The 21,661-nt window shown below is 70.8% G+C and carries 21 protein-coding genes; 10 read left to right on the top strand and 11 right to left on the bottom strand.

Annotated elements, in window-relative coordinates; translation table 11 throughout:
- Nucleotides 1-3: 3 nt before the first annotated feature.
- From hrpA to O7621_RS17770, 3 genes are all read right to left on the bottom strand, one after another.
- Complete coding sequence (gene hrpA, locus O7621_RS17760) at nucleotides 4-3,978, bottom strand: ATP-dependent RNA helicase HrpA (RefSeq protein WP_282230300.1); 3,975 nt, start codon at nucleotides 3,976-3,978, stop codon at nucleotides 4-6.
- Between the two features lie 66 nt (nucleotides 3,979-4,044).
- Complete coding sequence (locus tag O7621_RS17765) at nucleotides 4,045-5,211, bottom strand: phosphotransferase (protein WP_282230301.1); 1,167 nt, start codon at nucleotides 5,209-5,211, stop codon at nucleotides 4,045-4,047.
- 322 nt (nucleotides 5,212-5,533) lie between these two features.
- Nucleotides 5,534-6,010 (bottom strand): hypothetical protein, encoded by a 477-nt coding sequence (locus tag O7621_RS17770; protein WP_282230302.1) that lies wholly within the window; start codon nucleotides 6,008-6,010, stop codon nucleotides 5,534-5,536.
- Nucleotides 6,011-6,167: 157 nt separating this feature from the next.
- On the opposite strand from O7621_RS17770, the gene O7621_RS17775 reads away from it, so the two are divergent.
- The 3 genes from O7621_RS17775 to O7621_RS17785 are packed head-to-tail and all read left to right on the top strand — an operon-like array spanning nucleotide 6,168 to nucleotide 7,371.
- Entirely contained in the window at nucleotides 6,168-6,986 is an 819-nt protein-coding gene (locus O7621_RS17775) for a helix-turn-helix transcriptional regulator (RefSeq protein WP_282230303.1), read from the top strand.
- Nucleotides 6,946-7,137 carry a DUF397 domain-containing protein gene (locus O7621_RS17780; protein WP_282230304.1) on the top strand — a complete coding sequence of 64 codons (192 nt, stop codon included), beginning with the start codon at nucleotides 6,946-6,948 and terminating at the stop codon, nucleotides 7,135-7,137. The genes O7621_RS17775 and O7621_RS17780 overlap by 41 nt, the downstream gene beginning before the upstream one ends.
- A gap of 18 nt (nucleotides 7,138-7,155) precedes the next feature.
- On the top strand, nucleotides 7,156-7,371 hold the full coding sequence (locus O7621_RS17785; protein WP_282230305.1) for an SDR family NAD(P)-dependent oxidoreductase: 216 nt from the start codon (nucleotides 7,156-7,158) through the stop codon (nucleotides 7,369-7,371).
- Between the two features lie 87 nt (nucleotides 7,372-7,458).
- On the opposite strand, the gene O7621_RS17790 is transcribed toward O7621_RS17785, so the two are convergent.
- Together O7621_RS17790 and O7621_RS17795 are read right to left on the bottom strand one after the other, a co-directional pair.
- Complete coding sequence (locus O7621_RS17790; RefSeq protein WP_282230306.1) at nucleotides 7,459-8,304, bottom strand: RNA pseudouridine synthase; 846 nt, start codon at nucleotides 8,302-8,304, stop codon at nucleotides 7,459-7,461.
- An 82-nt stretch (nucleotides 8,305-8,386) separates the two neighbouring features.
- Nucleotides 8,387-8,992 (bottom strand): hypothetical protein, encoded by a 606-nt coding sequence (locus O7621_RS17795; RefSeq protein WP_282234634.1) that lies wholly within the window; start codon nucleotides 8,990-8,992, stop codon nucleotides 8,387-8,389.
- A 467-nt stretch (nucleotides 8,993-9,459) separates the two neighbouring features.
- Between O7621_RS17795 and O7621_RS17800 the strand changes: the two genes are divergently transcribed.
- Together O7621_RS17800 and O7621_RS17805 are read left to right on the top strand one after the other, a co-directional pair.
- Entirely contained in the window at nucleotides 9,460-10,305 is an 846-nt protein-coding gene (locus O7621_RS17800; protein WP_282230307.1) for an alpha/beta hydrolase, read from the top strand.
- 40 nt (nucleotides 10,306-10,345) lie between these two features.
- Nucleotides 10,346-10,666, top strand: coding sequence for a hypothetical protein (locus O7621_RS17805; RefSeq protein WP_282230308.1), 321 nt, complete (start codon nucleotides 10,346-10,348; stop codon nucleotides 10,664-10,666).
- Nucleotides 10,667-10,853: 187 nt separating this feature from the next.
- Here O7621_RS17805 and O7621_RS17810 read toward each other — a convergent pair whose 3' ends face one another.
- Nucleotides 10,854-11,054 (bottom strand): DUF397 domain-containing protein, encoded by a 201-nt coding sequence (locus O7621_RS17810; protein ID WP_281554403.1) that lies wholly within the window; start codon nucleotides 11,052-11,054, stop codon nucleotides 10,854-10,856.
- On the bottom strand, nucleotides 11,045-11,830 hold the full coding sequence (locus O7621_RS17815; RefSeq protein WP_282230309.1) for a helix-turn-helix transcriptional regulator: 786 nt from the start codon (nucleotides 11,828-11,830) through the stop codon (nucleotides 11,045-11,047). The genes O7621_RS17810 and O7621_RS17815 overlap by 10 nt, the downstream gene beginning before the upstream one ends.
- 168 nt (nucleotides 11,831-11,998) lie before the next feature.
- Between O7621_RS17815 and O7621_RS17820 the strand changes: the two genes are divergently transcribed.
- Nucleotides 11,999-12,364: a hypothetical protein gene (locus O7621_RS17820; protein ID WP_282230310.1), complete on the top strand. Its 366-nt coding sequence runs from the start codon at nucleotides 11,999-12,001 to the stop codon at nucleotides 12,362-12,364.
- Here the strand turns inward: O7621_RS17820 and O7621_RS17825 are convergent.
- Together O7621_RS17825 and trmB are read right to left on the bottom strand one after the other, a co-directional pair.
- Nucleotides 12,355-14,874, bottom strand: coding sequence for a DEAD/DEAH box helicase (locus O7621_RS17825; RefSeq protein WP_282230311.1), 2,520 nt, complete (start codon nucleotides 14,872-14,874; stop codon nucleotides 12,355-12,357). The genes O7621_RS17820 and O7621_RS17825 overlap by 10 nt on opposite strands.
- A 53-nt stretch (nucleotides 14,875-14,927) precedes the next feature.
- The gene (trmB, locus tag O7621_RS17830; protein ID WP_282230312.1) at nucleotides 14,928-15,656 is read right to left on the bottom strand and encodes a tRNA (guanosine(46)-N7)-methyltransferase TrmB; all 729 of its coding nucleotides are present in this window, start codon (nucleotides 15,654-15,656) and stop codon (nucleotides 14,928-14,930) included.
- Between the two features lie 54 nt (nucleotides 15,657-15,710).
- Between trmB and O7621_RS17835 the strand changes: the two genes are divergently transcribed.
- The 4 genes from O7621_RS17835 to gndA all read left to right on the top strand — a co-directional run bounded on the left by O7621_RS17835 (nucleotide 15,711) and on the right by gndA (nucleotide 19,482).
- Complete coding sequence (locus O7621_RS17835) at nucleotides 15,711-16,208, top strand: hypothetical protein (RefSeq protein ID WP_282230313.1); 498 nt, start codon at nucleotides 15,711-15,713, stop codon at nucleotides 16,206-16,208.
- A gap of 28 nt (nucleotides 16,209-16,236) precedes the next feature.
- Nucleotides 16,237-16,854: a class F sortase gene (locus O7621_RS17840; protein WP_282230314.1), complete on the top strand. Its 618-nt coding sequence runs from the start codon at nucleotides 16,237-16,239 to the stop codon at nucleotides 16,852-16,854.
- A gap of 293 nt (nucleotides 16,855-17,147) precedes the next feature.
- Nucleotides 17,148-17,921 (top strand): pectate lyase, encoded by a 774-nt coding sequence (locus O7621_RS17845; protein ID WP_282230315.1) that lies wholly within the window; start codon nucleotides 17,148-17,150, stop codon nucleotides 17,919-17,921.
- A gap of 127 nt (nucleotides 17,922-18,048) precedes the next feature.
- Nucleotides 18,049-19,482, top strand: coding sequence for an NADP-dependent phosphogluconate dehydrogenase (gene gndA / locus O7621_RS17850; RefSeq protein ID WP_282230316.1), 1,434 nt, complete (start codon nucleotides 18,049-18,051; stop codon nucleotides 19,480-19,482).
- Between the two features lie 126 nt (nucleotides 19,483-19,608).
- Here the strand turns inward: gndA and O7621_RS17855 are convergent, their stop codons facing one another.
- Both O7621_RS17855 and O7621_RS17860 read right to left on the bottom strand, forming a co-directional pair.
- Complete coding sequence (locus O7621_RS17855) at nucleotides 19,609-20,376, bottom strand: exodeoxyribonuclease III (protein WP_282230317.1); 768 nt, start codon at nucleotides 20,374-20,376, stop codon at nucleotides 19,609-19,611.
- A gap of 95 nt (nucleotides 20,377-20,471) precedes the next feature.
- A complete protein-coding gene (locus O7621_RS17860; protein WP_282230318.1) occupies nucleotides 20,472-21,389 on the bottom strand; it encodes a PAC2 family protein in 918 nt (305 codons plus the stop codon).
- Nucleotides 21,390-21,661 lie beyond the last annotated feature (272 nt).

A 21,661-nucleotide genomic window follows, 5' to 3' on the forward strand; every position in this document is an offset into this window, starting at 1 on the left:
GACTCACTCGGCCTGCTCGGCCTCGTCCATCACCCGGTAGATCCGCTGCTCCGACACCGGGTACGGGGTACCCAACGCCTGAGCGAACACGTTCACCCGCAGCTCCTCGATCATCCAGCGGATCCGCCGGGCGGCTTCGGTGTTGTGCCGGGCCGGCGGCAACCCGTCGAGCATCTGCTGGTACTCCCGGCGTACCGTGTCGATCCTGGCCTGTTGGTCGCGGTCCCGGCGCGGATTCTGCGGTAGCTTCTCCAACCGGCGTTCGATCGCGGTCAGATAGCGCGGTAGGTCCGCCAGCCGGGCGTACCCGGTGGCGGTCACGAACCCCGGGTAGACCAGGGCGGCGAGCTGCTCGCGGACGTCGCTGAGCGCCGCCACCAGCGCGAGATCGGTGGTACGGCCGAGCCGCTGCTGCACCGCGTACGCCGCCGCCAGCACCTGGCGTACCCGGGAAACGATCTCGACCGTGACGTCGACCAGCCCGGCGCGGACCTGCTCGCGCAGCGCGGCGAAGCCGTCGGCGTCCCAGGCCGGACCGCCCGCCTGCGTCATCAGCAGGTCCACCGCCGCCCCGGCGCAGTCGTCCAGCAGCTCGACGACGTTGCGGTACGGGTTGCGGCTCAACGCCAGCTTGTCCTGGTTGGACAACCGGCCGGAGACGAACTTCGCCGGGGACGGCAGGGTGAGCAGCAGCAGCCGCCGGGTGCCGGCCCACATCGACCGGTCCCGCACGGCGGCGCTGTCGAACACCCGGACCGCGACGCTCGCCCCCTCGTCGACCAGACCCGGGTACGCGGTGACCCGGTATCCGACCCGGTCCTGCTCGACGCTGCGCGGCAGCGCGCCGATGCTCCAGTCGCGCAGCCCGCGGCGTTCCACTTCCGGCGCGGCGGCCGCCACCACCTTGCGTACCTCGGTGGTCAGCTCGCGGCGCAGCGCGGCCAGGTCCTTCCCCTCGGCCAGCGGCTTGTCGTTCTCGTCGACCACCCGGAAGGTGACCCGTAGATGCTGGGGCACCTTGGTCAGGTCCCAGGCGTCGTGCGGCACCATCACCCCGGTCAGCCGACGCAGCTCCCGACCCAGCGCGTCCAGCAGCGGTTCGGAGCCGGGGGTGATCGCGGCCAGCACCGCGCGGGCGAAGTCCGGCACCGGCACGAAGTTGCGGCGCAGTTGCTTCGGCAGCGACCGGATCAGGGCCACGACCAGCTCCTCGCGCAGCCCGGGCACGTGCCAGTCAAAGCTGTCGTCGGACACCTGGTTGAGCATCGCCAACGGCACGTCGACGGTCACCCCGTCGGTTCCGGTGCCGGGCTCGAACCGGTACGTCAGCGGCAGGGCCATCCCGTCGGAGTGCCACTCGTCGGGGAAGTCCGCCGGGTCGATGCGGCCCTTGCCCTGGTTGATCAGCATGTCCCGGTCGAAGGTGAGCAGGTCGGGCCGGTCCCGGCGGGTCTTCTTCCACCAGGAGTCGAAGTGCCGGCCGGAGACCACCTCGGCGGGCAGCCGCTGGTCGTAGAACTCGAACAGGGTCTCGTCGTCGACCACGATGTCCCGGCGGCGGACCCGTTCCTCCAGCTCGCCGACCTCGTCGAGCAGCGCCCGGTTGTCATGGAAGAACCGGTGCGGGGTGTGCCAGTCGCCCTCGACCAGGGCGTGCCGGATGAACAGCTCCCGGCTCAGCACCGGATCGACCCGGCCGAAGGTCACCTTGCGGCCGGCAACCAGCGGTACGCCGTACAGGGTGACCTTCTCGTAGGCCATCACCGCCGCCTGCTTCTTCTCCCAGTGTGGCTCGCTGTACGAGCGTTTCACCAGGTGGCCGGCGAGCGCCTCGACCCACTCCGGTTCGATCCTGGCGACCGTGCGGGCCCACAGCCGGGACGTCTCGACCAGCTCGGCGGCCATCACCCAGCGCGGCGGTCTGCGGGCCAGCGCCGAGCCGGGGAAGACCGCGAACTTGGCCCCCCGGGCGCCCAGGTACTCCGGCTTGGCCGGATCCTTCACCCCGACGTGCGACAGCAGGCCGGCCAGCAACGACTGGTGTACGGCGGCCGGCGCGGCCGGCTCACCGCCCCGGTCGACCGGTACGTTCATCGATCGCAGCACCTGTCGGATCTGGCTGTGGATGTCCTGCCATTCGCGGACCCGCAGATAGTTGAGGAACTCGGCGCGGCACATCCGCCGGAACGCGCTGCCGGAGCGTTCCCGCTGCTGCTCCCGCAGGTAGCGCCACAGGTTCAGCAGCGCGACGAAGTCGGACTCCGGATCGGCGAACCGGGCGTGCGCCTGGTCGGCCTGGGGTTTCTGCTCCGCCGGCCGCTCCCTGGGGTCCTGGATGGACAGCGCGGCGGCGATCACCGCGACCTCGTCGACGCAGCCGTTACTCTCGGCCGCGAGGACCATCCGGCCCAGCCGGGGATCCACCGGCAGCTGCGCCAGCCGCCGACCTACCTGGGTCAGCCGGGGCGGCAGGCCCGGCGACGGCGGCTCGATCGCGCCCAGCTCGTGCAGCAGGGCGACGCCGTCGGTGATCTGCCGGCGGTCCGGCGGCTCGACGAACGGGAAGGCGGCGATGTCGCCCAACCCGATCGACGTCATCTGCAGGATCACCGAGGCCAGGTTCGTGCGCAGGATCTCCGGGTCGGTGAACTCCGGCCTGGACTCGAAGTCGGCCTCGTCGTACAGCCGGATGCAGATGCCGTCGGAGGTGCGCCCGCAGCGGCCCTTGCGCTGGTTGGCCGACGCCTGCGACACCGGCTCGATCGGCAGCCGCTGCACCTTCAACCGGTTGCTGTAGCGGGAGATCCGCGCCGTACCCGGGTCGATCACGTATTTGATGCCCGGCACGGTCAGCGACGTCTCCGCGACGTTGGTCGCCAGCACCACCCGCCGGCCCGGATGCGGCTGGAAGATCCGGTGCTGCTCGGCGGCGGACAACCGGGCGTACAGCGGCAGGATCTCGGTGTCGCGCAGCCGGGGCCGGTTGGCGACCAGCTTGCCCAGCGCGTCGGCGGCGTCGCGGATCTCCCGCTCGCCGCTGAGGAAGACCAGGATGTCGCCGGGGCCTTCACCGGCCAGCTCCTCGACCGCCGCGCCGATCCCGTCGACCTGGTCGAGGGTGACGGTGCCCGGCGTGGCGTCGGGGTCGTCCGGGTCGACGGTCTCCCGCAGCAGCGGCCGGTAGCGCACCTCCACCGGATAGGTACGCCCGGACACCTCGACCACCGGCACCGGTGGCCGGCCCGGCTCGGTGAAATGGTCGGCGAAGCGCTGCGGGTCGATCGTCGCCGAGGTGATGACCACTTTCAGGTCGGGGCGGCGGGGCAGCAGCTGCTTGAGGTAGCCGAGGATGAAGTCGATGTTCAGGCTGCGCTCGTGCGCCTCGTCGATGATCAACGTGTCGTACTGGCGCAGCATCTTGTCGTGCTGCAGCTCGGCCAGCAGGATCCCGTCGGTCATCAGCTTGACCAGGGTCTGGCCGCCGACCTGATCGTTGAACCGGACCTTGTAGCCGACCACGTCGCCGAGGGTGGTGCCGAGCTCGTCGGCGATCCGGTCGGCGACGGTACGGGCAGCGAGCCTGCGCGGCTGGGTGTGTCCGATCAGCCCGCGTACGCCACGACCCAGCTCCAGGCAGATCTTCGGGATCTGGGTGGTCTTGCCGGAGCCGGTCTCGCCGGCCACGATCACCACTTGGTGGTCGCGGATCGCCGCCGCGATGTCGTCGGCGCGTTCGCTGACCGGCAGTCCGGTGGGGTAGCTGACCTGCGGCACCGCGTCCCGCCGCCGCTGCACCGCCTGCTGCGCCGACGCGACCGCTGTGGCGATCTCGTCGAGCGCCGCCTGCCGGGCCTGCGGATCGCGGACCTTGCGTACCCCGTCGAGGCGCCGGTGCAGCCGCCGTTCGTCACGAAGAGTCAGCTCGGGGAGGAGTTTCAGCAGTTCAGGGGCGGAGCGCGCGGCGGAGGGCGGGTTCATGGCGTTGACCACGATACCCGCCGTCCCGCTGCCGGTCGCCTGGGTTTCCGGCCACCTGTCCCTGGCTCAGGCCACCGCGTCGAGCAGGCGTTCCAGGGTGGTACGGGTCGGCAGGTGCGTCAGCAGGTGGCGGACGCTGCGGTCGGCGTACCGCTGCTCCTCGGTCGTCTCCGCCGCCAACGCCGCCTCGACCTGCTCGTACACGTAGTTGACCAGACCGGTCGCCGCGCCCCGGAAATCGGCCAGGCACAGCGTCGGCCCGCCACCGGCCCGCTGCCGGTAGCCGTCGATCAGCGCCCGCGAGCCGACGGCGTCGACCCGGCCGTGCGGGGCGACTGCCCAGTCCAGCAGTGCGTTCGCCAGCTCCCAGGCTGGCGGCTGGCCACCGGCGTGCTCCCAGCCGACGACGACGAGGCGACCGTCGGGAGCGAGCCGGGTCTGCGCCGGCCCGAGTGTGTTGTGGGTCAGCACCGGATCCGACACCGGCACGTCGCGGCCGACCGCCGCCAGGTCCTCCAGGGCCGGCACCGCCGCCGCCAGGTGCCCGGCCCAGGGTGCCTGCCGGGCGGTCGCGGTGGCCGCCAGCCCGGCCCAACTGGCCGGACCGAGCCGTCTGGCGTGCCACGGGCTGACCCGGTCGACCGGCAACGCCAAACCGTGCAGCGTGGCGAGTACGTCGCCGACCGCACCGGCGACCGCCGCACTCACCGGGGCCGCGAGCGGCGGCCCGGCTGGCAGCTGCTGGTACGCCCGCCACCGGTGACCACCTACGGACTCGACGACCTCGCCGTCGCGGCTGCGTACCGGTGCCGGCACCAGCACGCCGGCCGCAGCGGCCGCCAGCTGCAGTGCTGTATCGGTGTCGGCATCGACGATCGGCAGCCAGGTGTCCATCGTACGGACGGTGAAGCGGCCCCGGTCGGTACTGACCGACCAGCGGCGGCCCATGTCGTCGGGCCGGGCCAGTGAGCGCATCGGGCCAGCGACGCTGCCCAGGTCGAAGCGGTCCGCGATGGCCTGGGCGAGTGCCGGGTCGGTGGTGTCGGCCCGCCCACCCATCCGGTCCACCTCGGCTTTGAGATCCGGCCAGGTACGGAAGCCGTACTGGTCGGCCAGCGTCGCCTGCGCGTCGGCCAGGGTCACCGACGGGTCAGCCTCACGCAGCCCGGCCAGCAGATCCTTGGCCTGTTGCCGCAGGTGATTCAGGTGTGGGTTGTCGGGGAGCGTCTTCACAGGAACCTCGCTCTGCGCCCGGACTCGCACGGGCGGTCCAGAGCTCCGGCGTCCGTCGCTCGAACCAAAGCATGTGGGGTGGCTTCAAGCCTTCCGGCGAGTCTCGGCGCGATCCCCGACGCGCTGCTGGTGAGCTTAACCGGCCACGGCGCTGCCGTCGACTGCCCCGCGCGCTGTCCGTCGCTTCCCTGCCCCGCCCCTCCGCGATGTGAGGCTGAGATTCGTTATCCGGCGTGGAATCGGTATCTCAGCCTCACATCGATGAGTCAGGGACCCCGTGTGGACGTCGGGAATGGCCCCGAGGCGTCTCACAGATGACGGTTCACTCGTCGTTGACGTCGCCGGCCGGGTCGCGGTCTACGTCGGGCGGGTCGTCATCGGTGTCGTCGTTCAGGTCGCCGCCGTGCGGGTAGCCGGCCGGCATCAGGCCGGAGAGTTGCAGCACCGCCCGGACCCGGCGCGCCGAACTCGGGTCCCACCGGTCCAGGACGGCGAGCGCCCGTAGCGACGGCCGGCACGGCGCGACCACCCCGCCGCACCGGTGACACTCGCCGGTGGTCCGGTTCGGGATGTGGGTACGGGCCGTTTCGTTGGCCTGCCGGATCGCAGCCTCAAGTGCGGCGGAGCGTGGCTGAGCGCCGTTGAGCTGGAACGGCCAGTCACGGTCCGGGTCAATCTGCCCGGGGGTCCGCTTCGCCAGCGGAGGTCGGTTCGGGGTCGGGTCGACATTGCGTGGCGTACCGATCGAGGTGTACCGGGCGAGCCGGGGCGTCCCGCCGATTCCGTCGTTTCTAGGCACCGTTCCCCCTACGTGGAGAGTGCGATCCGGGTGCCCCGGAGGGAACGCTTGCCGGTCATTCCCTCCGGGTCTGACTTCCACCCTGGACTATCCGTCGTCCGGCCAGGAAGATGTGTGGCGGTAATAGGGTCACTAATTCACCGGCGTGGGGGAACAGATGGCGAATGTGAATGAATTTCGGCATATCCTGCGGTTGCGGCGAACCGAGAAAGGACTGTCGCAGGACGCACTCGGCTCCCAGGTGCACGTGACCGGATCGCAGATCGGCCACTACGAGACGGGGCGCTCACTGCCGCCCGACGACCTGGCGGTCAACCTGGACCGGGTGCTCGGCACCGGCGACGAGCTGCGCCGGTTGGCCGAGCAGGCGCGCGGCGAGGCAGTCGCCCCGTGGATGCGCCCGTGGAAGCTGAACGAGTCCCGGGCGGTGCAGCTGCGCTGGTTCGAGCACTCGCTCATCCCGGGGCTGCTGCAGACCGAGGCGTACGCCCGGGAGGTCATATCCGCCGGCACGCACACCGAGGTGCAGATTGAGGAGATGACCCGGGAGCGCATGGAGCGGCAGACGGCGGCGTTGGAGCGGGCCCACCCGCACCCGGTGCCGTTGACCGCGATCATCGGCGAGGCCGCGCTGCGGGTCGGGCCGTCGGCGCTGATGAAGGACCAGCTGGAGCATCTGGTCGACATCGGCCACCGGCAGACCGTGCACGTGCGCGTCCTGCCGTTCTCCGCCGGGCTGCATCCTGGACTGGCCGGGGCGTTCGTGTTGGCGACCCTGCCGGACGGCGCAACGGCGGCGTACATTGACGACCAGATGGCGGGGCGGGTCTGCGAGACCGCCGACAAGCTCCGCCACCTGGTGCTCGCCTGGGAGATGATCTGCGCGCGGGCACTGCCCTGTGGCCAGTCCCGTGACCTGATCCTGAGAGTGATCGATGAGCATGAGCGAGCCGGTGTGGCGCACGTCCACCCGTAGCAGCAGCAACGGCGGTGCCTGTGTCGAGGTCGCCGACAACCTGCCCGGCCGGGTCCTGGTCCGGGACAGCAAGGACCGCACCGGCGGGACGCTCACCTTCGCCCCGTCGGCCTGGTCCCGCTTCGTCACCTCGACCAGGCGCCCCACGTAGCTGATCTTGGCGGTGGTCGTGGCAGCGCGAGTTTGCGTCGAGTGGCCACGGTCGAGGGCACCCACCGGCGCCGGATCCGGCATCGGCCGGGCGGTGGCGCTGCGGCTGGCTGCCGAGGGAGCGCCGGTGGTCGGCTGCGACGTCGACACCGATGGGCTGGACGGCACCGGCAAACTGCTTGCCGCCGACGGACACGCCGCCGTCATCACCTCGGACGGCGGCTGGACCAGCTGACCCGCCGGTGGAGGCAGCGCACCATCGGACGGCTTGCGCAGCCGACGGCCGCGCTGCCGGGCCAGCGGGGCGCGGATATCCGCCAGGTCAGCCGGACCCGTGCAACCGCTGGTACGCCCGGCCCAGATCTTCCGGCAGGGGAGCGTCGCCGGGCACCGGCTGCCAGAAGTCGGGGTCCGGCGACGCCATTACGTCGACCCGCCTGCCGCCGGCCGTGTCGAAGCCGAGCCGCCAGGCGTGCAGATAGGTCCGCATGCCGTTGGCGGTGGCGGCTCGGTCGAACAGCGGGTCACCGACGATCGGGTGCCCGATCCAGGCCAGGTGCACCCGGATCTGATGCCGGCGGCCGGTGAGCGGCGCGACGGCGAGCAGCCGGTGTGTGGCGTCGGCTACTGGCGTACCGGATCCGGTGGTGACCCCGTCGGACCCGGCGGTGACGGCGGTGATCCGGCTCTGCGACGGGTACGTCTTGACGTGGTCGAACTCGGTCCCGGTGGCGAGCGACCAGCGCGCGGTGGTGGCGTCGAAGCCGATGTCGGCGCGGTTGCCGGCGACCCGTACCCGGTTCTTGCGGCCCACGCTCAGCGGCAGGTCGATGACGCCGACGTCGGGCAGCGGCGCGCGAGCGGCATCGGCATCGGTGGCGGCGGCCGAGACCACGGCCAGATAGACCTTTTCCACGGTACGGCGGTTGAACTGCCGGGTCAGGTCGCCGTGGTGGCGCAGCTGTTTGGCGAACAGGATCGCCCCGGAGGTGTTCTTGTCGATGCGGTGCACCGGGAAGACCGGCTCACCGGCCTCTTCGGCGAGGCGGGCCAGGTCGGTGCCGTGCCGTTCGCCCATCACCGCGACACCGGGAGGTTTGTTCAGCACCAGGGCGGTGTCGTCCTCGAACAGGACGGCACCGGCGCGAAGTTCGGTCCACAGGTTCACCGGTGGCCGAGGATACGCCGCACGTGGCGGCGTACCCCCGGCGCACCCTGCGCTCGCATCAAGTGGCGATGTGCCGGACGGCTCAGCCGGCGGTGGACCAGATGGCGGTGAACGCTGCGGCCTCACCGGCCAGCCAGCGCTCCACCTGGTCGGGGCGGGACGTGACGTCCGGACGGCGGAAGGTGGCGCCGCGCCGCAGGTCGACCAGGACCGGCTCGGCGTGCGGCAGCACCTGGTCCATGTGCCGGGCCATCAGGTGCAGGGTCGCGGTGTACGCGTCGGGGCTGGGTGGCTGGTCGTCGAAGTGGATCCGGACCGCTTCGGCGTGCCCGTCGGCGTACCGCAGGCCGAAGTGTGGGTTGATCTTGATGGGGAGGTTGCCGACCATGCCGAGCGCGTCGTGGGTCTGCGCCAGTTCCACCTGGCTCAGATCCCCCAGCGACTCCAGGTAGCGCTGCGCGCCTGGGGTGAGGGTCGCGTACAGCGGCTGCCAGCGCTGGGCGACCTGCCCGACCACGGCCGCCAGGTGGCTGCCGCCGGTGCGGAACCGGATGTCGGCCTTGAGCGCCTTGACCAGCTGCCCGTGCGGGTTGAACCCGGAGCGGCTGACCCGCTGCCGGCGCAGCCCGCCGACGAAGGTTGCCTTGGCCGGCCCGGACTGCCCGACGTAACGGGTGAAACCGAGCAGGGTCGCGTACGGGACCGGGGCGGGGCTGGTCGGTGCTGCGGTGGGGGTCGAGGCGGTGGCAGGAGGGGGTGCGATCACGGCGTTCCTTCCCAGGTCAGGAGCCGGATTAGTACACCCATTCTAATCGAGAAGTGACGCTGCGCCCAGTGTTTGATCACGCTCCGACGCACTGTCTGGCCTGTCAGGAGACAGCCGGTCCGATCGCAGTTGGTCAACGGTGTGGCCCGTCTCCGTCTCCAGGGTGGCCAGCGATACCGTGCGCACGCTCGCGAGGTGAGGCTGGCGCATGTCAAATCGCGGAATGACGTGCGCCAGCCTCACCTCGACGACGTCCTGGATCAGTACCGGGCGATGGTCGTCCCCGGCGGCACCGCTCTGCTGGCACCTCTTCGTCCTTCGGTTGACAGTTCTAGCTAACACTATTAGCTTAAATGCTACAAGAATTAGCTCCCGGTCTGGAGGTCGTGATGACCGCGTACCTGTCCCTCGACGGCGGGCGCATCGCCTACGAGGTCACCGGCGACGGCCCACTCGTGGTCCTCGCGCCCGGCATGGGCGAGAGCCGCACGGCGTACCGGTTCGTCGTCGCGCAGCTGATCGCAGCCGGCTACCGGGTCGCCGCCACCGACCTGCGGGGCACCGGCGAGTCCAGCATCGGCTGGCCGTCGTACTCCCGTACCGACATCGCCGGTGACCTGGTCGCGCTGGTTCGGCACCTGGGCGGTCCGGCTGTGCTGGTCGGGCACTCGATCTCCGGCGGGGCGGCCACCATCGCCGCTGCGACCGCCGCCGAGCTGGTCACCGCCGTGGTCGAGCTTGCGCCGTTCACCCGTAGACAGTCGATCAGCCTCGGTGACCTGCGCGTCAAGCGGTACCGGCAGGGCATGAGCCGGCTGCTGGGCGCCGGCGTGTTCGGCAGCGTCAAACAGTGGCTCGGATACCTCGACGTCGCCTTCCCTGGGCAGCGGCCCGCCGACTGGGCCGAGCAGCTGGCTGGGACCGAGGCACGCCTGCGCGAGCCCGGCCGGATGAAGGTGCTGCAGAAGATGGGCCAGTCCAGCCCGGCCGACGCCGGTGCGCAGCTCGGCAACGTCCGCTGCCCCGTACTGATCATCGAAGGGACGCTGGACCCGGACTGGGCTGACCCGCGTGCCGAAGGCGAGGCGATCGTCGCGGCGCTGCCCGCCGGCCTGGGTACGGTGGCGATGCTCGACGGAGCCGGGCACTACCCGCACACCCAGTTCCCCGACCAGGTGGTCGCGCTCATGCTTCCGTTCCTGGCCGAGACGGCCGGTGCCGAGGGCCGGTCCTGACGAGTCTCCACCAGACAGTGGCGGATGACAGTATCGACAGATGGACAGCACGGCGACCCGGGGCAACATCCGTACCGTCGCCGGCCTCGCCGGTGTCGCGCTGACGCTGGCTGTGGTCGTCAGCCTGGTGCCGCGCGAAGAGCCGGGGTCGGCTGGGTCGTGGCAGCCACCCGCCGGTCACGTCGTCGTGGACACCGTCGACCTCGGTGACGACCGCGCGTTGCGGCTCTGGGTGAAACCGGGCAGCTGGTACGTGGAGAGCCTGATCGAAGGCGAGCACGAGGCGTTCATCGGCGCCGGGGGCGGGGATGATCGGTTCACCGTCGCCGAGGGGTGTCGGACGATCGGGGGTTGCTGGTGACCTCACTGGGCCCGGCCGACGTCATCCTTGCCGCCGAGGTGTACGTCCCGATCGCCGGGCGTGCCCAGTGAGGTGACCGTCATGATCACTTGACGTGCTGCAGGGCAGCTAACGGCGTGTCGGCCGAATTTTGCGCAAGTGATCACTCAGCTCTGGTCGCGGCGCAGCACGCCACGGCGCAGCACGGCTAACGTGCGTCCGACCGGTCGGCCGTCGCCAGGTCGAGGAAGGCCGACCAGGCGGCCGGCGCGAAGGTCAGGGTGCCGCCGTCGCGGTCCTTGGTGTCCCGGACCAGCACCCGCCCAGGCAGGTTCTCGGCGACCTCCACGCAGCTTGTGCTGTCGCTGTGCGTGCTCTTGTGCCACCGGGGCGCGGTGCTTACATCCATCTCTCAGCCGTCCTCATGATCAGTTCTAGGCTCTGCGGGCCAGATAGAGCGTAGTCGCGGATGCTCTCCCAGGTACGTTCAAGGCTGGACGCGTCGTCCGGATTTTCCACCACTCGCCCCTGCAGGTACCCCTCCAGGTAGCCGACGGATCTGCCGTCGACGGTGGCGATGACGAACGGTCCGTCCAGCCCGGGGTACGCCCCGGCGTCGGCCGGCACCACCTGGACCCGGATGTTCGGCTGCTCGCACGCGGCGACGACCGCTGTCAACTGTTCGTACATCACGCACGGGTCGCCAACCCGCCGGTGCAGGACGCTCTCGTCGATGACCGCGACGAGCTGGCAGGAGTCGGGCTGCCGGTAGAGGATCTCCTTGCGGCCGAGTCGGGTGGCCAACGCGACGTCCATCGCCTCGCCGCGCTCGCCGTACGCGAGCAGCACCGCTCGGGCGTACGCCTCGGTCTGTAGCAGTCCGGGCAGCGCGAGGGGCTGGAAGACCCGGATGAGCGTCGCCTTGCCCTCCTGCTCGATGAATGGCCGGTACCAGACCGGGGCGCGTTCACCGACGACGAATTCGCGATAGAACTTCACGAACGCGGTGCCGAATGCCCGATCCACCGCACCCAGATAGTCGGGCAGTGCGGGCCGTTCGCCGCGTTCTATCGAGCCGACGTGCGACGTCGAAAAGTGGATGCGCTCGCCCCACGCTTCCTGGGTGAGGCCGAGCATTTCGCGGACACGCCGCAGCTCGCCTACCAGATACTCGCTCCCGCTCACAATACCTTCACATCCCTCAATTTGCCGCGACTGACCTATCTGATCTTGTGTCAGTCATCGAATAGCTACGCTCGGTCGCCAACCATCTTCCGCTCGTCGGTCCAAACAGTCCAGGGTGGAAGCAAGTGAGGCCGCTCAGGGCGACAATTCCACCCAGGAGGAACGGAAATGCGAAACGACGGCATCGGCGGAACGCCGCGCCTGGCCCGGTACACCTCGATCGGTACGCCACCGCGCGGCCGGCTGACCGGGCCGAACCCGAACCGCTCGCCGTTGGCACGCCGCAGCACGACCGAGTCGGTCGTGCTGCGGGCCCGCGACATCGTCACCACCCACCTGCCGAGCCGCGTCGGCGAATGCCGGGTGTGCGGCGCTGCGGCGATGTGCGAACCGTTCGCCAAGGCGATCGCGGTCCTGGACCGCTGGGATCCGGTCCGGGCCCGACGGGTCAGGTCGGTGCTGGAGTACGCGGGACTGTGGCCGGAGAGCCACCTGCCGGAGGCGGCGCGGGACGGCGAGGACGGTCAGAGCTGACCGACGGCGGTGACGTGCAGCACCGCGCTTCCCGCCTCGTCCGAGGCGGCGAGGTCCACCTCGGCGCTGATCCCCCAGTCGTGGTCCTCGGCCGGGTCGGCGAAGATCTGTCGGACCAGCCAACGCTCCCGCTCCTGCGTGATCAGCAGCAGCGCCGGTCCCCGCGCGTCCGGCCCGGTGCCGATCTCGTCGTACTCGTCGAAGTACGGCTCCAGCGCGTCGGCCCAGGCGTCGGCGTTCCAGCCGGAGTCGGCGTCCAGCTCGCCGAGCTCGTCGTAGCGGCGCAACGCGGCCAGCTCCACCCGGCGGAACAGCGCGTTGCGGACCAGCACCCGGAACGCCCGCAGGTTGCCGGTGACCGCCGGCGGCCGGTCGTCGGCGACCACCGCGGTTTCCGGGTCGTCGGTCGGGTTGCGCAGCCGCTCCCACTCGTCGATCAGGCTGGAGTCGACCTGGCGGACCAGCTCACCCAGCCACTCGATGAGGTCGATCAGCTCCTCGGTCTTGGCGTCGTCGGGCACCGTCTGGCGCAGCGCCCGGTACGCGTCGGCCAGGTACCGCAGCACCAGACCTTCCGACCGGGACAGCCCGTAGAAGTTGACGTACTCGACAAAGGTCATCGCCCGCTCGTACAGGTCGCGGACCACCGACTTGGGCGCCAGCTCGTAGTCGGCCACCCATGGATGCCCCTGCCGGTACGTCTCGTACGCCATCTCCAGCAGCTCGGCCAGCGGCTTCGGGTGGGTGACCTCGTCGAGCAGTTCCAGGCGGGCCTCGTACTCGATGCCGTCGGCCTTCATCTGCGCGACCGCCTCGCCGCGGGCCTTGTGCTGCTGCGCGGAAAGGATCTGCCGGGGGTCGTCCAACGTCGCCTCGATGATCGACAGCACGTCGAGCGGGTACGTCGGCGACTCCACGTCGAGCAGTTCGATCGCGGCCAGCGCGAACGGCGACAGCGGCTGGTTGAGCGCGAAGTCGAGTTGCAGGTCCACGGTGAGTCGGACCCGCCGGCCCTCGGCGTCCGGCTCGGGTAGCTGCTCGACCACCCCGCCTGCGCGCAGCGCCCGGTAGATGGCGATCGCCCGGCGGATGTGCCGGCGCTGCGCCGCCCGGTCCTCGTGGTTGTCGGTGAGCAGATGCCGCATCGCGGTGAACGCGTCGCCGGGCCGGCTGATCACGTTGAGCAGCATCGCGTGGCTGACCCGGAAGCTGGAGGTCAACGGCTCCGGCTCGGCCTCGACCAGCCGTTCAAAGGTCGGCTTGCCCCAGCCGATCGACCCCTCCGGCGGCTTCTTGCGGACCACCTTGCGCCGTTTCTTCGGGTCGTCACCGGCCTTGGCGAGGGCCTTCTCGTTCTCGATGACGTGCTCCGGGGCCTGCACGACGACGGTGCCGAGGGTGTCGAACCCGGCCCGGCCGGCCCGCCCGGCGATCTGGTGGAACTCGCGGGCCTTGAGCAGCCTGGTGCGTACCCCGTCGTACTTGGACAGGCCGGTGAACAGCACCGTGCGGATCGGGACGTTGATCCCGACACCGAGGGTGTCGGTGCCGCAGATGACCTTGAGCAGCCCGGCCTGGGCGAGGGTTTCCACCAACCGGCGGTACTTGGGCAGCATGCCGGCGTGGTGCACCCCGATGCCGTGGCGGACCAGCCGGGACAGGGTGCGCCCGAAACCGGAGGAGAACCGGAAGTTGCCGATCGCCCCGGCGATCGCGTCCTTCTCCGCCCGAGTGCACACGTTGATGCTCATCAGCGCCTGGGCCCGTTCCAGCGCCGCCGCCTGGGTGAAATGGACCACGTACACCGGGGCCTGGTGGGTGCTGAGCAGCTCTTCGAGGGTCTCGTGCAGCGGCGTCGTCGCGTAGGTGAACATCAACGGCACCGGCCGCTGCGCCGAGGAGACCACGGCGGTGGCCCGCCCGGTCCGCCGGGTCAGGTCGTCGACGAACCGGGTCACGTCCCCGAGCGTCGCCGACATCAGCACGAACTGCGCCTGCGGCAACTCGATCAGCGGCACCTGCCACGCCCAGCCCCGGTCCGGCTCGGCGTAGAAGTGGAACTCGTCCATCACCACCTGGCCGACGTCGGCGGCGGAACCGTCGCGCAACGCCAGGTTGGCCAGGATCTCGGCGGTGCAGCAGATGATCGGCGCGTCGGCGTTGACGCTCGCGTCACCGGTGAGCATCCCCACCTCGGACGCGCCGAAGATCTCGCAGAGCGCGAAGAACTTCTCCGACACCAGCGCCTTGATCGGCGCGGTGTAGAAGGTGACCCGGTCGTCGGCCAGGGCCGCGAAGTGCGCGCCGGTGGCGACCAGGCTCTTGCCGGAGCCGGTCGGGGTGTTCAGGATGACGTTCGCCCCGGAGACGATCTCGATGAGCGCCTCGTCCTGGTGCGGGTACAGCTCCAGCCCACGGCCGGCCGCCCAACCGGCGAACGCCTCGTAGACGGCGTCCGGGTCCGCGCCGCGCGGCAGCAGGTCGGTCAGAGTCGGGGCGGTCTGCGTCATGTCGGTCCATCCTGCCTGCCGCCGCCGGCGGCCGCCAACGTGGGTGACCGTCGTCAGCCGTCGGGCGTACCCCAGACGCGTTCGAAGACCAGGTCAACCGCCGGTCGTCCGGCGCGGACCCCGCGCCGTTCGAACTTCGTCTCCGGCCGGTACGCCGGCCGGGGCGCGTACCCGTCGTGCAGGTTGCGCAGCTGCGGGTCGGCGGTCAGGGTGGCCAGCATCGCCTCGGCGTACGGCGCCCAGTCGGTGGCGCAGTGCAGCCGCCCACCGGGCCGCAGCCGGGAGCGCAGCAGCGCCACGTGCTCGGGTCGGACCAGACGCCGCTTGTGGTGGCGCGCCTTCGGCCACGGGTCGGGGAAGAACGCGTACACCGCGTCCAGGCTGCGTTCCGGCAGGCAGCGGCGGGCCAGGTCGAGGGCGTCGCCGGTGGCGACCCGGACGTTGGTCAGCGCGTGCTGTTCGATCAGCGCCAGCAGGTTCGCGATGCCCGGGGTGTGCACCTCGACGGCCAGGTAGTCGCGGTCACGGTCGGCCGCCGCCATCGTCGCGGTGGCGTCGCCCATGCCGAAACCGATGTCGAGTACCACCGGCGCCGTCCGACCGAACAACGCCGCCGGGTCCAGCGGCGCCGGCAGTTCGGCGACGACCGTCCGGTACGCGTCGGACAGCCGGTCGAGCGCGTCATGGTGTCGGCCGCTGAGCCGTCCCCGGCGCGGGTGGTAGGTGCGGATGCTCACGTGGCGACAGCCTATCTCCGATACCGAGCGTGTCCGGGGTGTCATCCAGGGCTGCGTGGTGAGAGGATCCCGGCAGCGTCGCGGAGAGGATGGTGACCGATGTCCGTACGCCGTTCACTGGCCACCGCAGGGCTCGGCGTGACCCTCGCGGTCGTCGCCGGGCTGCTTGGCGCGGCCCCGGCCCGGGCCGCCGACGTGTTCGTCGATCTCAATCCGAGCACGGTGGAGTCCGGTTACCTGGTGGGCATCCGGGCCAGCTGTACCGACAACACCGCGCCGGCCACCGTCGAGTCCGACGCGTTCGGCAGCGTCGAGGTGCGGCCGCAGTTCGAGGAGCTCACCGCGGCGGTGACCGTGCCGGCCGAGACCGAGGCGGGCAGCTACCGGGTGCGGTTGACCTGCCCGGACGACCGGTCGGCGGCCACCACGCTGTACGTGCTGGACCCGACCCGGCCCAGTCGTGGCCCGGCCACCGGCTTCGGTGGCACCGCCGGTGACGACGGTGCCGGCGGCCTGCTGACCGGGGTCGGCGTGATCGCTCTGGCCGCCGGTGCGCTGCTCGGCGTACTGACCCTGCGTCGGCGCCGGTCGGCCTGACCAGGCGCGGCAGGGGAGGGGACGGGCCGTGGCGAAGGGTGGTGGCCGGGGCTGGACCGGGCCGGCCGCGATCGTGCTGGTGCTGGTCGGGCTCTTCGCGATCGGGTCCGGCGGCGACGGCAACTGGCGGGACATCCTGGCCGGCGGCAACAATCCGCCGCCCCGGGAGTTCCCGGTGCTGGAGCCGAGCCGGCCGATCCGGATCGCCGTCCCGTCGCTCGACATCCGCGCCCCGGTGCACTCGGTCGGGCTCGCCGACGACGGGTCGATCGCCGTACCGGCGCTGCACCGGCACAACCAGGCCGGCTGGTACGACGGAGGGCCGACGCCCGGTCAGTTCGGGCCGGCGATCATCGTCGGCCATGCCGACACCCGGGACGGGCCGTCGGTGTTCCATGATCTGGCCGACATCGAGCCGGGGGCGACCGTCGAGGTGACCCGCCGGGACCGGGTGGTGGCCGTCTTCGAGGTCAACTCGGTCGAGCACTTCGGCAAGGACGAGTTGCCGGTCGAGCAGGTGTACGGCGACTACGCCCGACCCGGCCTGCGGCTGATCACCTGCGGTGGCGAGTGGCTCGGCAATGGCGTCGGGTACGCGGACAACATCGTGGTGTTCGCCTCCCTGGTGTCGACGAGGAAGGCCTGAGGTGCCACTACGAACAGTGATGAACTGAGCGGTGGTCGGGGTACGTGTTCGCAGACATGACCTCAACAGCCAAGCCCAGACCGTCCCGAGTCGCTCGCAAACCCGTCCTGGTCGCTGGCGCTGCCGCTACCGCTGGGATCATGCTGGCGGTGACCGCAACGGCCGGAGCGGAAACGACGTCACCGGCAGCCGGTGAACCGGCTAGCACTTTCGCGGCCGAGCTCGTCGGATGGGCGACACAGAACGGTGGTACCACCGGTGGCGCCGGCGGCGAGACCGTTCAGGTGGACAGCGTGGCGGCGTTCACCGAGGCGGTGACCGACGGGCAGGCCCGGGTGGTTGAGGTGACTGGAGCGCTCGCGCTGCCCGACATGACGCCTGTGGGGTCGAACAAGACGATAGTGGGGGTCGGCGGCGATGCGACCATCACCGGCGGCGGCCTTACCCTGAGTGAGTCGACCAACGTCATCATTCAGAATCTGACCTTCGACGACTGGAACGACGACGCGATCAACATAGAGGACGAGTCGACCAATGTCTGGGTCGATCACAACAGCTTCGGTGTCGGCGTCGACGGCGCGGTCGACATCAAGCGCGGCTCGGACTTCATCACGGTGTCCTGGAACCGCGTGACCGGCCACGACAAGGTGATGCTGCTGGGCCACTCGGACAACAACGGCGCGCAGGACATCGGCAAACTGCGGGTGACGTACCACCACAATTTTTTCGAGGGCACTGTGCAGCGCAACCCTCGTGTGCGATTCGGCAATCCGGTACACGTGTTCAACAACCTCTACCAGGACGTGTCCGGCTACGGCGTGGCGTCCACCGAGGACGCGGGGGTGCTGGTCGAAGGCAACGTGTTCGTCGGCGTCGACGACCCGTTCCACCTGGCCGAGGCAGCCTCCGGCCCCGGCACCTTGATCGCCCGGGACAACCTGCTGCTCGATTCGGGCGCCGGAGAGGCCGGTGGCGACGTCGCTGACATCCCGTACGCGTACCAGCTTGATCCAGCCTCGGAGATCGAGGCGCTGGTGACCGCCGGGGCGGGAGCTGGCCGGCTGTAGGCCGCCCCGGCCGACCTCCGGGGCGGCCGGTGGAGCGTGCCCCCGTCGCCACCGGCTGCCCCGGAGTGTCCCGCCATCCGGAAGGCGGAAAGATAGCCAGCACACCCAGCAGCACCGAGGAGGATTCATGAGCCAGACGGCGCAGATCGGGGTCACCGGTCTGGGGGTGATGGGCCGTAACCTGGCCCGTAACCTCGCGCGGCACGGCCATGTGGTGGCGGTCCACAACCGGTCGGTCGGCCGGACCAAGGAGATGATGGCCGAGTTCGGCCACGAGGGCACCTTCCTGCCGGCGGAGAGCCCGGCCGATTTCGTGGCCTCGTTGGAACGGCCCCGCCGCGTGGTGATCATGGTCAACGCGGGGGCCGCCACCGACGCGGTGATCAACGAGTTCGCGCCCCTGCTGGAGCCGGACGACATGATCATCGATGGCGGCAACGCCCACTTCCTGGACACCCGTCGGCGCGAGGCGGAGCTGCGGGAACGCGGGCTGCACTTCGTCGGCACCGGCGTCTCCGGCGGCGAGGAGGGCGCCCTGCACGGGCCGAGCATCATGCCCGGTGGTTCGGCCGAGTCGTACGCCGCGCTCGGCCCGCTGCTGGAGGACATCTCGGCCAAGGTCGACGGCACGCCGTGCTGCGTGCGGATCGGCCCGGACGGCGCCGGCCACTTCGTCAAGATGGTCCACAACGGCATCGAGTACGCCGACATGCAGCTCATCGGTGAGGCGTACGACCTGCTGCGCCGCGCCGGCGGACTCACCCCGGCACAGATCGCCGACGTGTTCCGCAGCTGGAACTCCGGTCGGCTCTCCTCGTACCTGATCGAGATCACCGCCGAGGTGCTCGGCCACACCGACGCCGTCACCGGCAAGCCGTTCGTCGACGTCGTGCTCGACCAGGCCGGTCAGAAGGGCACCGGCCGGTGGACCGTGCAGGGCGCCCTCGACCTCGGGGTGCCGGTGAGCGGCATCTCCGAGGCGGTCTTCGCCCGGTCGCTGTCCGGCCACGCCGACATCCGGGCCGCCGCCGCCGACCTGCCGGGCCCGGTGGGCAGCTGGGCCGGGTCGGCCGACGAGCTGATCGCCGACGTCGAGCAGGCGCTGTACGCGTCGAAGATCGTCGCGTACGCGCAGGGCTTCCACCAGATCCAGGCCGGCAGCGCCGAGTACGACTGGGACATCGATCTGGGCGCGGTGGCCCGGATCTGGCGCGGCGGCTGCATCATCCGGGCCGCGTTCCTGGACAAGATCCGGGCGGCGTACGACACGGCGCCGCAGCTGCCGACGCTGCTGACCGACGGCTACTTCGCCGAGGCGCTCGCCGGTGCCCAGCAGGGCTGGCGCCGGGTGGTTGCCACGGCCGCGCAGATCGGGGTGCCGGCTCCCGGGTTCGCGTCCGCGCTGGCCTACTACGACGGGCTGCGGGCCCCCCGGCTGCCGGCCGCCCTGATCCAGGGGCAGCGGGACTTCTTCGGTGCGCACACCTACCGCCGGATTGACGCCGAGGGCAGCTTCCACGTGCTGTGGGCCGACGACCGCAGCCAGGTCGAGTCTCGCTGACCCGACCCAGCCGACTGATCCGGCCGGCTGACCCGGTCCGGTCGTACGGTCGCCGTGGCTGGCGTGCCCCGTCAGCCACGGCGACCGGCACCGACGGCCCGGTGTCGTCGACCCGGCACCGCGGGCTCAGTCCAGGTCGACGACGACCGGGGCGTGGTCGGACGGGGTCGGGCCCTTGCGGGCGTCGCGGTCCACGTAGGCCGCCCGGACCCGTCGGTTGACGGTGCCGCTGGCGTAGACCAGGTCGATCCGCATGCCCATGTTCTTCGGGAACATCCCGGCCCGGTAGTCCCAGTAGGTGTACGGGTGCGGGCCCTTCATCGGTTGCGGCACCACGTCAACCAGGCCGAGAGCGAGCAGGTCGGCCAGCGCGGCCCGTTCGGCCGGGGTGATGTGGGTGGAGCCGACGAAGACCGTCGGGTCCCACACGTCCGCGTCGGTCGGCGCGACGTTGAAGTCGCCGCAGACCAGCAGATCGGTGGCGGCCTCCGTGGCGAGCGCGCGGCGCAGCCCGGCCAGCCAGTCCAACTTGTACGTGTAGTGTGCCGAGTCGGGGCTGCGCCCGTTCGGCACGTACACCGACCAGACCCGGACCCCGGCGCAGGTCGCCGCGACGGATCTGGCCTCCGGCAGCGGAAAGCCGGGCTCGGCGTCGAACCCGGTCCGCACGTCGTCGAGCCCGACCCGGGACAGCACCGCGACGCCGTTCCAGCGGCCGTCGCCGTGCGCCGCGACCTCGTAGCCGAGGTCACCGACCTCGGCGGCCGGAAACGCGGCCGCCGCGCACTTGGTCTCCTGCAGACACACGACGTCCGGGGCGGTGTCGGCCAGCCAGCCGAGCAGCCGGTTCAGCCGGGCCTTGACCGAGTTGACATTCCAGGTGGCGATCCGCACCCGGCCAGCGTGCCACAACATCGATCTGGTGGACCGGACCGGGCGGGCTTCACCCGGACCGGGCGGGTCACCCGGGGCAGGCCGCCCTGAGCAGGTCAGCCGGGCAGGTCACCGGGCCGAGTCTGCTCGGCGAGGAAACGCTCCAGCTCCGCGCCGAGCTCGTCGGCGGTCGGCAGCGGCCCGCTGGACTCGGCGAGCAGATTGGTGCCGGACCGACCCCGGGTGAAGCTGTCGTACTGCTCCTCCAACGCACTCACCAGGGATCCGGCCTCCTCAGTCTGGGCTACCTGCCGGTCGATGTCCTCCCGGACCGCCTCGGCGGCGCTGTGCAGCTGCTCGGTGGGCAGCAGCAGACCAGTGGTCCGCGAGACGGAGTTGAGCAGCAGCTCGGCGGCGGCCGGGTACTCGGCCTGGGCCACGTAGTGCGGGACGTGCACGGCGAAGCCCACCGCGTCGTGGCCCTGCTGACCGAGGCGGTATTCCAGCAGGTGCCCGGCGCTGCCCGGCACCTGGACCCGCTGCAGCCAGGGTTCGTAGCCGCTGATCAGCTCGCGACGGCTGGCGTGTGCGGTGACCCCGGTCGGCCGGGTGTGCGGCACCGCCATCGGGATGGCGTTCAGCCCGATCGTGGTGCCGACGTTGAGCCGGCGGTTCACCGCGATCGCCGCAGCGGTGAACCGTTCCCACTGCAGGTCAGGCTCGGGGCCACCGAGCAGCAGGAACGGCGTGCCGGCGTCGTCACGCATCAGATGGACCTCGAGCCGGGGCTCCTCGTAGTGCTCCCAGTGGTCCTCGACGAAGAGCATCACCGGCCGCCGGGACCGGTAGTCGAGCAGCTGGTCGATGTCGAAGGTGGCCACGACCTCGTGCTCGAGGGAGGCGAGCAGGTGCTCACGGGCGAGTCGGGTCGCGTTGCCGGCGTCGACGAAACCCGTCATCGCCTGGATCAGCACCGGCTGACCGAGCTCGGGCACCTCATCGACGACGTCGTAGAGCTCGTGTGGGTCGAGCACCGGGCGCAACCTCCTCAGAACGGTACGGCGGGTACGGCATCTCCAGTTGCGGCAACGCTAGTCCCATGCCGGCGCATTCCGGTTTCCGGGCGTCGATCCGACACGGGAGACTACTCACGGTCCAGCAGTGGACACGACAAGTCAACAATCACTGGTCGGCTGCTGCCTGTCCGGGGGATGCCGCGTCTGGCGGGACGGATGATCCGGCCGGCCGGACGGGGGAGTGGCGGGGCGGTGACGGGAGGTAGTCAATTAACCGGTGACAAATGCCG

This window comes from Solwaraspora sp. WMMD937 (assembly GCF_029581175.1).
GTDB lineage: Bacteria > Actinomycetota > Actinomycetes > Mycobacteriales > Micromonosporaceae > Micromonospora_E.